The organism is Streptomyces sp. ISL-10, assembly GCF_018614575.1.
Taxonomy (GTDB): Bacteria; Actinomycetota; Actinomycetes; order Streptomycetales; family Streptomycetaceae; genus Streptomyces.
Map to the genome: position 1 here is coordinate 146494 of NZ_JAGGOJ010000010.1, position 14341 is coordinate 160834.

A 14341-nucleotide genomic window follows, 5' to 3' on the forward strand; every position below is an offset into this window, starting at 1 on the left:
CGGCGATGGGTGCCCGGTTGGACGGGTCAAAGACCTCGGGTGCGGGTCACGGGGCGAGCCAGCAGGACGCCCAGAGCGATCATGCCGGCGCCGAGGGCGAAGTGGAGCCAATTGCCGGCGGTGTTGATCGGAACGAAGTTGGCGGCGCTGTCTTTGTCGATGATCAGCCCGTAGATCCACAAGGCCAGGTAGATGATCCCGCCGCCTATGAGGAAGGTGCGGGCGGTGGCGGCGGCACGGGCCATGGCGAGGCCGGCGACACCGAACAGCAGGTGCACAAGGTTGTGCAGGATCGACACCTGGAACAGGCCCAGCAGCTTGGCTTGCGAGTGGTGTTCCGCGAATTCCATCGCACCGTAGTTGGTGGTGACGCCCGGAATGAAGCCCAGAATGCCCGCGAGAAGGAACACCACTCCCACGAGCATCGCGGCCTGCTGGACCGGTGATCTGGTCACTGACGTGCGGTGTGTGCTGGTCATGATGTGTCCTCCAGGGAGATTCCTCTGCCTCTCGGCCGCGAGTACCCATGCCGACCTCCCCCAAGCCACCGGTGCCGACGGAGCGCGGATCGAAAGTCCGCAGGGACAGCAATGGCCGAGTTCGGGACCCCCGTCCGTGGGGCTGTACCGACGCTCACCAAGGCCGGCGGCCGCCGGGAGTCGGCCCGCCGATCGGGCATCCCGAACTGGAAGTCATCCGCTGAGCGCAGTGGAGGCAACGCCGGGGTGGCGGGCAGCTTGGGAGGGATGAGTGAGCTGCGGTAGTCCGGCTCCGGCGATCTCGGCCACCGGGTGGCCGACGGCCTCGACCAGCGAATCGGCTGAGCCCACGACGGTCTGGACTGCCGGGCCCGAGCGGGCGAGCCGCGGGCTGCGTGCCTGCAGGAATGCCGGGGAGATGAGGACGAGCCTGCTGATGCGGTCCGGATGATCGACGGCGAAGCGCAGCGCGAATGCTCCGGCGCGGCGCCCGGACGCCGGTGTGGTTGGCGATTGGTGCCGGTGAGCATCGAGCAGTGCTCACCTGCGGGCGCCCTGGGGACCTCAGCCAGGAACCGCGCGAGGTAGTCGATCGTGACGATCGGCACGAAGGTGTCGGGACCACCGGTCGGTGCGGGCAGGCTCCCGTTCCACAGATCCTCGACGAGGGAGGCCAGGCCGGCGTACTGGCCCGGCCCGATCACGGTGCTGGGGTTGACGGTGGTCAGCGGGACCGCCAATACGCGGGCTCGGGCGCGCACCGCGAGATCGCCCTCGAACTTCGACGCCTCGTACGCTCCCAGCCCGGCGTAGTCGGGGTGGCCGTCGGCCGCGCTCACCCGGTACCCGCTGATGTGCGCACAAGCCAGCCGCCCCTGGCCAGTGCGTTCTGCCGGGCCATTGAGAAACTTCTCGGTCCGCGGCTGCATTCGTAGGCCCGTGGGAGATCCTCCTGGGGGCCGGCAGTGCCGCCGTACGCGGCGCGCCGCAGCTTCGCGAGGAGATTGTCCGTCCGCAGAGGACGACGAAAGGAAAGGCAAGGAGGTAACCCACTCCTTGCCACTCTCAAGGTATAGCGCACCGGGGGGCTTGCGGCAAGGCCCCCGTCGTGCCGCAGAATTGCCGGCCGAAGCCAGGACCTGCGGAAATGGGAGTCACGAAGTGCGTGTGTTGTTGCTGACGTATGGGTCGCGCGGGGACGTCGAACCGATGGCAGGACTCGCGGCGCAGTTGCGGGAACTCGGCGCGGAGGTGCGGGTGTGCGCGCCGCCGGACGAGGAGTTCGCGGAGCTGCTGGCCGGGGTCGGCGTGCCGCTGGTGCCGTGCGGCCCGTCGGTGCGCGCGCTGGTGACCGGCGTGACGCCGCCGTCGGCGGCAGACGCGTTCCGGCTCGCGGCCGAGTTGGTCGCCGCACGGTTCGACACGCTCGCCTCGGCGGCCGAGGGATGTGACGCGCTGGTGGCGACCGGTTTGATGCCGGCCGGCGCACGGTCGGTGGCCGAGAAACTGGGCATTCGCTACGTGTACGCGTGCTACCACCCGTTCGAACTGCCGTCGCCGCACTACCCGCCGTCGCCGCGGCCGGGACGGCCGTTCCCACCGGACGTGACCGACAACCGGGTGCTGTGGGACCTGGACGCCCAGCGCGTGAACGAGCTGTACGGCGCGGCGCTCAACACCCACCGGGCGTCGATCGGCCTGCCACCGGTGGACAACGTCCGCGACCATGTCTTCACCGATCAGCCGTGGCTGGCGGCGGACCCGACCCTGGGACCGTGGCAGGAGCTGACGGATCTCGACCTCGTGCAGACCGGCGCGTGGATCCTGCCGGACGAACGCCCGCTGCCGGCCGAGTTGGTGGCGTTCCTGGACGCCGGCACACCGCCGGTGTACGTGGGCTTCGGCAGCATGCCCATGCGCGCATCGACAAACGTCGCTCAGGTGGCCATCGACGCGATCCGCGCGCAGGGCCGCCGCGCTGTCGTGGGCCGCGGCTGGGCAGACCTGGCCCTGATCGACGACCGGGACGACTGCTTCGTCGTCGGTGAGGTCAACCAGCAGGCGCTGTTCGGCCGGGTGGCCGCTGTCGTGCACCACGGCGGCGCGGGCACCACGACGACGGCCGCCCGGGCCGGCGCGCCCCAGGTGGTGGTACCCCAGTTCGTGGACCAGCCGTACTGGGCCGGCCGGGTGGCCGAGCTGGGCATCGGCGCTGCACACGACGGTCCGACTCCGACCTTCGAGTCCCTGTCGGCCGCGCTCGGGACGGCCCTGACCCCGCAGACCCGCGCACGGGCGGGGGCTGTGGCGGGCGCGATCCGCACCGACGGGGCGACGGTTGCCGCGAAGCTGCTGCTCGACTCGATCAGCCGGGAAAGGCCGCCAGTGTCCGCGTGAATCACGCGGGATCGTCGAACCGGGACCGACAAAGACGAGAACCTGCAAACCCTGGCGGCCCGGACCGGCAACGGCCACGGGGTCCACGTCAGGCGGAGCGTTGCTCGTCATGGCCACCAGGTTCGTCACGCCGGTCCAGACGCCTTGCCGCGCGCAATGGTCGCAAGCGGCCTCATATCGGAGCTGATGACGTGAACCCCCTGACCACCCACGCGTTCGACCTTCCCGACCGCCTCTCCCCCAAGGCCGACCCGACGCTGATCGCCGGCGATGAGCAGCACTTCGCGGCCATCGCGGAGTGCCTTGAGCAGTCGATCGCCGATCTGTCCGACCGCCTCGATGCCGCGCGGCAGGCGCCCGGCGGCCTCGGCCAGCAGGCGATGGAGCGGGACATGGAGATCCACCGGCTGACCGCTCGCCTGCGCGCACTGCGTCGCTTCGGTCTGGACCTGTGCCTTGGACACATGGTCAGCGCGGACGCCCCCGAGCCCGTGTACATCGGGCGACTCGGCCTCACCGACAGCGCGGGGCGTCGGCTGCTGATCGACTGGCGCTCCCCCGCGGCTGAGCCGTTCTTCGGAGCCACCCACGCCAATCCGATGGGTCTGGCAAGCCGCCGCAGGTACCGCTGGACCCGCGGCCGGATCAGCGACTACTGGGACGAGGTGTTCACTTCGTACGGGTTGGTCGGGCACGCCGCGCTCGACGACCAGTCCGCCTTCATCGCCAGCCTGGGCAGCAACCGGTCGGCACGGATGCGCGACGTCCTCGGCACCATCCAGGCCGACCAGGACGCCATCATCCGGGCGGGATCCCGCGGCGCTCTCGTCGTGGACGGCGGTCCGGGCACGGGGAAGACCGTCGTCGCTCTGCACCGCTCCGCCTACCTCCTCCACTCCGACCCTCGCCTCGGACACCGTCGGGGCGGCGTGCTGTTCGTCGGCCCGCACCGGCCCTACCTGGCCTACGTCGCCGATGTCCTGCCCAGCCTCGGAGAGGAGGGCGTGCAGACCTGCACCCTGCGGGACCTCGTCGCCGAGGGAGCCGGAGCCGCGATCGAGACCGACCCGAACGTGGCCCGCCTGAAGTCGTCGGCGAACATGGTGAAGGCGATCGAGGCGGCCGTCCGGTTCTACGAGGAGCCGCCCACCGAGGGGATGACGGTCACGACCCACTGGTCCGACATCTGGCTGAGCGCGCACGACTGGGCCGCGGCGTTCGAAGCAGCAGAACCCGGCACCGCGCACAACGAGGCGCGCGACCAGGTCTGGGAGGAGCTGCTCGCAATCCTGGCGGACAAGCACGACGGCGACGTCTCTGCCGATCTGCTCCGCAAGTCACTCTTGCAGAACCGGGAGTTGCTCACGGCCTTCAACCACGCGTGGCCGCTGCTCGAAGCGGCTGACCTCGTCGGAGATCTGTGGTCGGTACCCGCCTACCTGCGGATGTGCGCTGCCTGGCTCGGCCCCGACGACGTTCGGAAGCTGCAGCGCGCGGACGCCCAGGCATGGACGGTGTCCGACCTGCCGCTCCTGGACGCAGCACGGCAGCGGCTCGGCGACCCGGAGGCGGCACGACGAAAGCGTCGGAACAACGCCGCTGTCGCTGCCGAACGCGAGCGCATGGCGGGCGTCATCGAAGACCTGCTCAGGGCCGATGACGACGGTGAGGGAGCGGTGACGATGCTGCGCGGACAGGACCTGCAGGACACCCTGGTCGACGAGACCGCACTGTCCAGCGCCGAACCGGACCTGCTCGCCGGCCCGTTCGCGCACATCGTCGTGGACGAGGCTCAGGAACTGACCGACGCGGAGTGGCAGATGCTGCTGCTCCGGTGCCCGTCCCGGAGCTTCACCATCGTCGGAGATCGTGCCCAGGCCAGGCACGGGTTCACGGAGTCGTGGCAGGAACGGCTCGAACGGCTCGGGCTCGACCGGATCGACCTGGCCTCCCTGAGCATCAACTACCGGACGCCGGAGGAAATCATGGCGGAAGCCGAGCCGGTCATCCGGGCCGTGCTCCCGGATGCCAACGTGCCGACCTCCATCCGCAGCAGCGGCATCCCGGTCGTACACGGATCTCCTTCGGATCTGAGCTCGATCCTCGACACCTGGCTCGCCGCACATGCCGACGGGATCGCCTGCGTCATCGGCGATCCCACGTTCCAATCGACGTCCCGCGTCCGGTCGCTGACCCCGGAGCTGTCGAAGGGGCTCGAGTTCGACCTCGTCGTCCTCATCGACCCAGAGACGTTCGGCACGGGCATCGAAGGAGCTGTCGACCGCTATGTCGCGATGACCCGAGCGACCCAGCAACTCGTCGTCCTCACGAGCTCCTGACGTCGGCCGGACGAACGCCCGCTCCTGGCCGAGTCGGCGGCGTTCCTGGACGCCGGCGCACCGCCGGTGTACATGGGCTTCGGCAGCATGCCCATGAGCAAGAGCACCGGGTTCGGCCGCTTCCCCGCCCGCAACTACGACGCCGACGCCGCCTGGCTCGACCTCGGCCTCGCGGCGGTCGATCCCCTGGCCCGGGCCCGCTTCCTTCTGCCGGACGGCGAAGTGGCCGCTGCCGAACCCAAGAAACCTCCGTTGCCGGCTGCTGCACGTTGCCGCCCGCCTCAAAGCGGGCGGACCGTCACCGGCCGGTGTGGCGGCACACCACGACCTGAAGGGGTGCGCGGAAGGAGAGCAGGCCGAGCATCGGCGGCTGTGCCCCCGGCTCCGCGAGCGTCGCGTCCGGCAGGGCGCGGGCTGCCGCCCGCAGAGCGACTGCGGCTTCGGTGCGGGCAAGGGAGGCGCCCAGGCACCGGTGCCGTCCCGCACCGAATGCCAGGTGGTGGCGGATGTTCTCCCGATGCGGGCACAGTCGGCCGGGGTCGTCGAACACGTCAGGGTCCGACCCGGTGCCCATGAGCATCAGCAAGAGCTGCGCACCGGCCGGCAGGTGTACGCCGGACAGTTCCGTCTCGTGTGCGGTCACTCGGCGCCACGTGGTGACCGGCGGCTCCCGGCGCAGGATCTCCTCCACCCACGCCTCGGCGAAGCCGTCCTCCGCCTCGACGCGCGCCCAGACCTGCGGGTCGGCCACGGCCCGCAGCAGCGTGGTGGAGATCAGTTGCCCGGTGGTGGACTGCCCGGCGATGAACACGAAGAAGCACACGGCCACGGCGGTCGCAATATCCAGCGGGGCCCCGTCCGGCGTGCGGTGCCGGCGCAGTCCGCCGATGAGCCCGTCCGGCGCCGGGGCCGCGGACACCTGGGCAGTCAGCCATTGGTGGAACGTGCCGACCTGCTCCGCCAGGTACAGCTGCCGTTCGGCCGGAGGGCGACCGTAGAACAGTTCCAGTGAAGCGTCGCTCCACGCCGCGAGTGTGGCGGCGGATATGCCCTCGATGCCGAGGAGTCGCATCATCACCCGGCACGGCAGGAGTCGCGCATACTCGGCGGCCAGGTCGCAGTGGTCGCCGGCGGCGTACCGGGGCCGCAGAGCGGCCAGCATCTCCGAAGCCGTCCGCTCGACCATCGGCACCGCCGCCGCCACACGTTCGGCGTTGAAGAAGCGCATGACCAGGCGCCGGAGGTCCGCGTGTTCGGCGCCGCGATTGTTGGCGAGGGCGGGCGGCAGGGAGAAGCCCGCCCTGGCGAGCGCGCGCAGTGCGGACACGGGCAGAGGTGTCACGGAGTGCTGGGCGTTGTCGGGCAGATACGTGCCCGGATCCAGCAGCACGCTGCGCACATCCGCGTAGCGGCTGACCAGCCAGAGGCCGGTGTCGGGATCGAACTGGACGGGCGAGGTGCTCCGCAGCGCTGCCAGTGTGGGGTACGGGTCGGCGACGAACGGGGGGTCGAAAAGGCCAGGAAGGCCGGTCGGCAGGGGTGCCGGACGTGTCTCCGTGCTTGCCACGCGCGTGCTCTCCGTCAAGGCGTACGGACCATCACCCGACGGGGGACAGTTGATCAACGCTGGCCGCTTGGGGCCGGGGCCACGATAACCGACGGCGTGGGCCGGGCATGGTGCGCCCCCGCCCCGGTACGAGCCCTGGGCCGGGCGGGGATCCGGCCGGGCGCGGTGACGGTGCTGGGCTGGGCTGGGCTGGGCACCGTGCCCGCGCGGACCGGTGGTGAAGGTCTCCATGCAGCCGCGGCATCCGTCGGCAGTCGGCAGAACCGGTGGAGCAACCACCGTCCTGCCGGCCTTCGGCTTCGCCGCCGGCCTCGCCTGTCGTCGCCTGCCCTCGTGGGGGCAGACCGTCGGCGATGAGGCACGCCCGGCCGACATGGGCCTGGGGGAGGAAGCCCATCGCCTCAACTGCCCCGAGCGGGGCGTGTCTCAGTTCTCCTCCGGCCGGGCGCGCCGGGCGTACGCGCGGGCGGCGCGGGCCCGGTCGCCGCAGCGGGTCGAGCACCAGTGGCGGCGGCCGTGCCGGAGCAGGTAGCGGTTGCAGGGCACGGAGCCACAGGCGGTGAGGCGTTCGGCGTCGGGGGAAGTGAGCAGGTCGGCGGCGTCGGCGGCGATTGCCGCGAGGGCGTGGTCGACGATCTGGCTGGTGGGGTGCGGGGCCGCCCGGTAGGGGCCTGTCTTGTCGTCCCATTGCAGCAGCGGGGCGGTGGGAACCCTGGTCAGCGCGTCGTTGACTGCGTCCAGGGCGGCGGGGAGCGCGGGCAGCGCTGCGACGCGCGAGGCGAACAGCCCCCTGATCTGTTCGCGCAGGGAGCGCAGCTGTGCCGCGCACATCTCCCGCATGCCCGCATCGACCGGGGCGAGACCGCGTTCCGTCAACCACTGGTTCGCCCCTGCGGGGGTGCCGAGCTGGTCGATGTAGTGCCCGCCGGGCAGCGCGATGGTGCTGTTGGCAAGGGCGAGAGAGAGGTACTGCTCCGCGCCCGGCGCGGCCGGCAGGGCACGCTCGGCGATCGCATCGTCTTCCACAGCTCTCATGGTACGGCTTGCCCGAATCCATGATTCTCACGGTTTCACTTGCATTCATCCGTGAGGAGCGCTTACGGTCATCTCACGGTTAAATCAAAATCATCCGTGAGGTGCTCCTTCGTGTCTTCTTCCTCTTCCGTTGCGACCGAGCAGTTCCCCGTCCGCGTCTTCGGCGGCCCGACCGCCCTCTTCGAGTACGGCGGCCTGCGCTTCCTGACCGACCCGACCTTCGACGGTCCCGGCGACTACCCGGTGCCGGGCGGCCCGGTCCTGACCAAGACCTCACCTTCCTTCGGCACCCCGGCCGACCTCGGCCGCGTCGACGTGGTCCTGCTCTCCCACGACGAGCACGCCGACAACCTGGACAACTCCGGCCGCGCCCTGCTCGCCGACGTCCCGCTCACCCTCACCACCCCCAGCGGCGGCAAGCGCCTCGGGGAAGGGGCCACGGGCATGGCCGACTGGGAGTCCCTCGAACTGGACCGACCCGGCGGCGGCACGATCACCGTGACCGGCGTGCCGGCCATTCACGGGCCGGGCCCGCGCGAGGACGTCGAACCGTTCACCGGCCAGGTCGTCGGCTTCGTCCTGACCGGCGACGGCCTGCCCACCGTCTACGTCAGCGGTGACAACGCCTCGCTCGACCTGGTCGGCCAGATCGCCGAGCGGTTCGGCCCGGTGGACACCGCCCTCCTCTTCGCGGGAGCCCCCCGCTTCCCCGTCCTCTTCGACGGCGAGTGCCTCGTCCTCGACAGCGCCCAGGCCGCCGAAGCCGCCCGGATACTCGGCGCCCGCCGCGTGGTGCCCGTCCACTACGACAGCTGGACCCACTTCACCGAAGGCCGCAACGACCTGGAGGCCGCCTTCACCACCGCAGGACTGGCCGGCCGCCTGGACTGGGGCCACCGCAACCGACCCGGTTGGGCGAACGGCCAGCGTCGACAACAGCGGTGAGACCTGATCCGCACCGCTCACATCCGTGGGGTCCGACGACCAGCCGGGCCCCACGGAACGCAACACCACGCGCCATGCACCGGCCTGGCCCGCCCAGCACCACTGAGGGACAAGCATCTCCATTGAGAACAACACGTGTCTGGTGCGCCGCTTCTGCGAAGCCCTCGAATCGGAGGCGTCGACAAAGGTCTCGTGGAAGTCGAGTTGCGTCCATCGGGGCACCGGGCGGCACCGTTTTCCGACGGCGACGCGGCGAGAGCCCGTACCGTCTCGACAGCGCTGTCCATCGCCGCCGCATCATCGTCGAACGCTGTCAGCGCAGACCGAAGACCCCCGGCTCCCCACTCATCGACATGTGGTTGACAACGACATGGCCACCCGTCACGGGGATCAGTTCGGGGCGGATCGAGAGGGCCGCGCCCTTGCCGTCGTCCGGCTCAATTCGCCCGCGTTCAGTTCCGTGCGCGTCGAGCAGGATGACGAGACCGGCCCCGTTGTCGGCCAGGACCCCAATACGTCCGTCCCGCTCACGTGCGAGGCTGTATGCGGCAAGGCTCTGTGCCTTGTACTCCCACAACTTGCGGCCGTCCTTCAGGGAATGAGCGACTACCACATCCGGAACGAGATCATCCTGCTCGGCGAGCGTGACCAGCTGGTTCCCGAGGACAAGGGGCCGACCTTCGGTGCCGGTGCCTGACGATATGACCTCCGGGACGACGAGGTCTCCGGCCGGCCCGGACAGCGGTACGGTCGCGGCCGGCGCCCCCCGGTCGTCGAAGCCGAGAAGGGCCCTGGTGCCGCGCGGATCGTCTTCCGATACGGCGATGACCACCGGCGCCACGGAGACCACGGCGGCGGTGGTCTTCGACTCGATGGGCAGGACCCTGATCCACTGCTCCTTGCCGGTACGGGTGTCGAGCGCGACCAACCGCGCGTTTGCGCCGCACTGTTCGACGAGGAGGGTACGGGTGGCGGTGGCGTCCACCGCCCGGGCCTCGCAGTTCTTCGCCAGGACCCGCTGCCAGCGCTGTTCGCCCGTTTCGGTGGAGCGGGCCCGCAGCACACTCCCCTCCGCGGCCACGGCGGTGAAGCCGCCGACGGCGAGACCGCCTTCGACGAGACCGTCTCCCGTGAGGGGCCGCTGCCACAGCGCCTTGCCGTCGGAGATGCGCACGGCGACGAGGGTCGCGCACGGCTTGTCGTGCTTTCCGTACGCGATGAGACCGACGCCCTGTTCGGCGCCGGGGCTCATGGCACAGACGGCTTCGCGATCCGGGGCGGGCAGGGACCAGCGAACGGCGCCGTCGCGGGCCCTGTACGCGAAGAGCCCGTCAACCCGGCCCCGCACCACGACGTCCCCCAGCCCCCAGGCGCCGGGCCCCTCGTCGTAGCGGTTGCCGGTGGCCGGCACCTGCCAGGCGGCGGTCGACTTCGCGGGGCGCTCGGGTGCGGTAGGAGCTTTCGACTCCGGGCGCCGCTCGACCTCGTCGTCCGGCCAGAGGACCCAAAGCCCGCCGAAGAGGCCGAGGCACACAGCGACCGCGAGCATCCCCAGCACGGCGGAGTTCCGCCCCGGACGAACGGCGTTCATCTTGTTCGGCTGTGCGCCGGTCCGGCCGGCTGCCTTCGCCGCCGCCTCCGCAGCGTCCATCGGACCAACCCCGTCGGCTGCCCCGTCGGCCGGGTCTTCAGCCGTGCGTCGTGCGCCGGCCGACCGAGGTGACAGGCCACGCGCACAGAATCCCGCGAGGAACGCGCCCATCAGCCCGGAACCCCACAGCAGCGCCCACGCCGTCGCCCCGTACGCGGCAGGCTCCGTAGCCAGCAGCACGACCACCGCCCCGACGACCGCACCGGACAGCAGAACGGCGACCGTCGAGGCCGTCGTACGTCCACACATCCCCAACCCCCCACCCCGGGACGCGTACACTTCGCGCCTCCGGGGGCGGAATCTATCGTGCGCTCCTCCTCCCCGCCTGCCCCAGCCAGTTGGCGGGGTTCAACCGCCGGATGCGCCCGTTTCCGATGCGGCATCGGCATCAGTCGATGTCCAGGACTGCCTTGCCGTGGAGGCGGCGTTGGACAAGGGCGTCGATGCGGGCCGAGCCGAGGAACGAACCGCGACACCGGGGCGACCGGGGCAGGCGGGGCAGGCGTATCCGACTGGCGATGCGGGCGCGGTGGGACTTCGGCCGGGCCACGGCGTGGGAGCGCTGCCGCCGGCCGTGTCGTGGCGAAGCGCCCGGCCGTACAGCGCAGACGCACCTCACCTTCGGCGTGTCCAGGGCGCCGGGGACGGCCGCCGGATTCCCGAGCCACCGACCTCGGCCGGAAGACCGATCGGGCTCGCCCTGCCACGTTCTCACTCGCTCCTGCTGCGCTCTCACCAGCCAGAGGTAGTGTTGTTCTGCCGGTCACACGAAGAGTCCCTTCGCCCGCTTCGGCAGCGCGACCGTGGCGGCTCGTCGCCATTGGGCCGTCGGGCTTCCGCTCGACGGAGGGCAACCGGCACCCCGCTGCCGTCGGTCCGAGTGTGGTGCGCGTGATCGTCACCCTCACCCCCAATCCGAGCCTGGACCGCACCCTGGAGGTTCCGGACCTGCGGCCCGGCTCGGTCATCCGTGCCACCGGCACCCGTGTCGATCCGGGCGGCAAGGGCGTCAACATCTCTCGCGCGCTGGCCGCCAACGGTCACCGGACGGTGGCCGTCCTGCCGTGCGGCGGCGCCGAGGGCGAACAACTCGCCGAGCTGCTCGCTTCCGAGGGCGTCGAGGTGGTCACCGTCCCGATCGCCGACAGCGTCCGGGTCAACATCAGCGTCGTGGAGCCCGACGGGACCGTCACCAAGCTGAACGCGGCCGGCCCACGGCTCTCCCCCACCGAGATCGACGCGCTTGGCGCAGCCACCTGTGCCGCTGCCAATGGCGTCCGGTGGGTGGCCCTCGGCGGCAATCTGCCGCCCGGTGCCCCCGTCGACCTGTACGCGCACCTGGTGTCGCGCCTGCGCGGCAGCGGGGCGCCGCGTATCGCCGTCGACTCCAGCGGCGCCCCGTTCGCCGCTGCCCTGTCCGCCGGTCCGGATCTGGTCAAGCCCAACCGGGGCGAACTCGCCGAGGCCACCGGGATGCCGGTGACCACCCTCGGCGAGGCCCTGACCGCGGCGAACGTGCTGCGTGCGCGCGGTGCCCGGACGGTGCTGGCCAGCCTCGGTCCCGACGGTGCCCTGCTGGTCGGCCACTCCACCGTGTTGCACGGGGAGCAGCGCGTCGCCGAACTGCGCAGCTCCGTCGGTGCCGGGGATGCTCTCCTCGCGGGGTACCTGGCGGCCCTCACCGAAGGGCCGGCCGCCCTCGCCGAGGCCCTGGCGTGGGGTGCTGCCGCGGTGTCGCAGCCCGGCAGCGGAATGCCCGGACAGTGGGACCTGGACCGGTCGGCTGTCGTCGTGCACACGTATATCGATCCCGATCGTCTGATCTCCGAACGGAACTGACATGATGCCCGACCTCATCACCGTGGATTTCGTGGATCTGGACCTGCGGGCCGCGGACCGTCATGAGGCGGTCCGATCCCTCGCTGCCCGGCTCGCCGCCGACGGCCGGGTCACGGACCTCGACGGGTTTCTCGCCGACGCGCGGGACCGGGAGGAGCAGATGCCCACCGGCATCGAAGGGGGCATCGGCATCCCGCACGCCCGCTCCGTCCATGTCACGCTGCCCACACTCGCCTTCGGGCGCAGCGCCGACGGCGTCGACTTCGGCGCCGCGGACGGCCCGGCGGACCTGGTATTCCTGATTGCCGCGCCGGCCGGCGGCCACGCCGAGCACCTGGACATCCTGGCGTCGCTCGCCCGCCGCCTGGTGCACGCCTCCTTCAAACAGGCCCTGCGCCATGCCGTGGACGCGCAGGCGGTCGTCGACCTCATCAACAAGGAGGTGGGTGGCAGGTGAGGATCGTCGCTGTCACAGCCTGCCCGACCGGCATCGCCCACACCTACATGGCCGCCGAGGCCCTGGAGCAGGCCGCCGCCGATGCCGGGCACCAGATCGTGGTGGAGACGCAGGGTGCCGCGGGCGCGGTCAGGCTGACGGCCGCGCAGGTCGCGGCGGCCGACGCAGTGATTTTCGCGGCCGACACCGAGATCCAGGACCGTGAGCGGTTCGCGGGCAAACCCGTCGTGATCGCTCCTGTGAAACAGGCCATCAACCATCCGCGCGAGCTCATCTCGCGGGCCGAGGAGGCCGCGGAGTCGGCAGCCCCGGAGGCCGCGGCGGAGGGCACTGGTCCGGGCGATGCCACCGACCACGTCACCGCAGGCGCCGGGGGCGACGAGGCCGCAGGGGCCCGTGGCGCGGCGGGCGGCGGCCCCGCGCACCGCGCGCCCCCGGAGGGCGCCAAGGTCCACCCGGCCACCCGGTTGCGTCAGTGGTTGATGACCGGAGTCAGCTACATGATTCCGTTCGTCGCCGCGGGCGGCATCCTGATCGCTCTCGCCTTCATGATCGGCGGCGCCGAGGTCGCCGTGAAGGTCGACGGCGGCACCTGGCAGGGGCAGAACTACCCCGAAGTCACCGACCTGTCCGAGCTGCTCGACCGCGCCGGTTACGCGGGGGTGCTGTTCAAGATCGGTACAACGGCCTTCTCCATGCTGGTGCCGATCCTCGCAGGCTTCATCGCATACGCCATCGCCGACCGGCCGGGCCTGGTACCCGGCGTGGTCTCCGGTCTGCTGGCCACCGCGACCGGCGCAGGCTTCCTGGGCGGCCTGGCCGGCGGTCTGCTCGCCGGTGCGGTGGTGATGGCTCTGCGGAGGATCCACCTCCCGCGTGCAGCCGCGGGGGTCATGACCGTGGTCGGGATTCCGCTCGTGTCCACGTTGGTGATGGGCTTTGTGATGATCGTCGTCATCGGGGAGCCGATCGCCGCCGCGCAGCGTGGCCTCACCGACTGGCTGGACGGCCTGTCCGGAGCCAACGTGATCCTGCTGGGCGCGCTGCTCGGCCTCATGATGGCCTTCGACATGGGCGGTCCGGTCAACAAGGTCGCGTACACCTTCGGCGTCGGCAGCCTGGCCGGCGGCGATCTGCGGGTGATGGCCGCCGTGATGGCCGCGGGCATGGTGCCTCCGCTCGCCCTCGCCCTGGCCTCGATCGTGCGGCCGGCCCTCTTCACCGACAGCGAGCGCAAGGCCGGGGAGGCCGCCTGGCTGCTGGGGGCCTCGTTCATCACGGAGGGTGCCATCCCCTTCGCGGCGGCCGACCCGCTGCGGGTGATCCCGTCGATCATGGCCGGGAGCGCGGTCACCGGCGCCCTGTCGATGGCCGTGGACGCCACCTCGCGCGCCCCGCACGGTGGTCTGTGGGTCATCGGCCTGATCGGCCGCCCCGTCCTGTACCTGGCAGCCATCGCGGCGGGCGTATTGGTGGGCACCGCCTGTGTGCTTGTCGCCAAGCACCTCGGACGCCCCGCGCCCGAAGGGGCAGCTGCGCTGCCCGGGACCACGGGCCGGTGAACCTGCCGAGCGGCGGGCCCGCTCGTGGGACCTCGTGGTGCGTCCGGCTGCTCGGGTCCGACGACGGGAT

8 protein-coding genes and 1 pseudogene are annotated in these 14341 nt (G+C 71.2%); 5 read left to right on the forward strand and 4 right to left on the reverse strand.

The window, feature by feature from the left end; translation table 11 throughout:
* Positions 1 to 26 precede the first annotated feature (26 nt).
* On the reverse strand, positions 27 to 479 hold the full coding sequence (locus J7E88_RS11115) for a DUF4383 domain-containing protein (RefSeq protein ID WP_215179672.1): 453 nt from the start codon (positions 477 to 479) through the stop codon (positions 27 to 29).
* Positions 480 to 1640: 1161 nt separating this feature from the next.
* On the opposite strand from J7E88_RS11115, the gene J7E88_RS11120 reads away from it, so the two are divergent.
* Together J7E88_RS11120 and helR are read left to right on the forward strand one after the other, a co-directional pair.
* Entirely contained in the window at positions 1641 to 2876 is a 1236-nt protein-coding gene (locus J7E88_RS11120; protein WP_215179674.1) for a glycosyltransferase, read from the forward strand.
* Between the two features lie 191 nt (positions 2877 to 3067).
* Positions 3068 to 5215 (forward strand): RNA polymerase recycling motor ATPase HelR, encoded by a 2148-nt coding sequence (gene helR, locus J7E88_RS11125; protein ID WP_215179676.1) that lies wholly within the window; start codon positions 3068 to 3070, stop codon positions 5213 to 5215.
* A 298-nt stretch (positions 5216 to 5513) separates the two neighbouring features.
* Here helR and J7E88_RS11130 read toward each other — a convergent pair whose 3' ends face one another.
* Positions 5514 to 6782, reverse strand: coding sequence for a cytochrome P450 (locus J7E88_RS11130; RefSeq protein ID WP_308307465.1), 1269 nt, complete (start codon positions 6780 to 6782; stop codon positions 5514 to 5516).
* Positions 6783 to 7208: 426 nt separating this feature from the next.
* Entirely contained in the window at positions 7209 to 7808 is a 600-nt protein-coding gene (locus J7E88_RS11135) for an ABATE domain-containing protein (protein WP_374196265.1), read from the reverse strand.
* 120 nt (positions 7809 to 7928) lie between these two features.
* Between J7E88_RS11135 and J7E88_RS11140 the strand changes: the two genes are divergently transcribed.
* Positions 7929 to 8762: an MBL fold metallo-hydrolase gene (locus tag J7E88_RS11140; protein WP_215179681.1), complete on the forward strand. Its 834-nt coding sequence runs from the start codon at positions 7929 to 7931 to the stop codon at positions 8760 to 8762.
* A 313-nt stretch (positions 8763 to 9075) separates the two neighbouring features.
* Here J7E88_RS11140 and J7E88_RS11145 read toward each other — a convergent pair whose 3' ends face one another.
* Positions 9076 to 10662, reverse strand: a complete 1587-nt coding sequence (locus J7E88_RS11145) for a PQQ-binding-like beta-propeller repeat protein (protein WP_215179682.1) — start codon at positions 10660 to 10662, stop codon at positions 9076 to 9078.
* A 642-nt stretch (positions 10663 to 11304) separates the two neighbouring features.
* On the opposite strand from J7E88_RS11145, the gene J7E88_RS11150 reads away from it, so the two are divergent.
* Positions 11305 to 12252 carry a 1-phosphofructokinase family hexose kinase gene (locus tag J7E88_RS11150; RefSeq protein ID WP_215179683.1) on the forward strand — a complete coding sequence of 316 codons (948 nt, stop codon included), beginning with the start codon at positions 11305 to 11307 and terminating at the stop codon, positions 12250 to 12252.
* 4 nt (positions 12253 to 12256) lie between these two features.
* Positions 12257 to 14271 (forward strand): annotated as a pseudogene (locus tag J7E88_RS11155) (fructose-specific PTS transporter subunit EIIC).
* Positions 14272 to 14341 lie beyond the last annotated feature (70 nt).

Bases quoted from the DNA above. Each gene is read 5' to 3' on its own strand.
- J7E88_RS11145 (WP_215179682.1), bottom strand. From the start codon at position 10,662: ATGTGTGGACGTACGACGGCCTCGACGGTCGCCGTTCTGCTGTCCGGT.
- J7E88_RS11115 (WP_215179672.1), bottom strand. From the start codon at position 479: ATGACCAGCACACACCGCACGTCAGTGACCAGATCACCGGTCCAGCAG.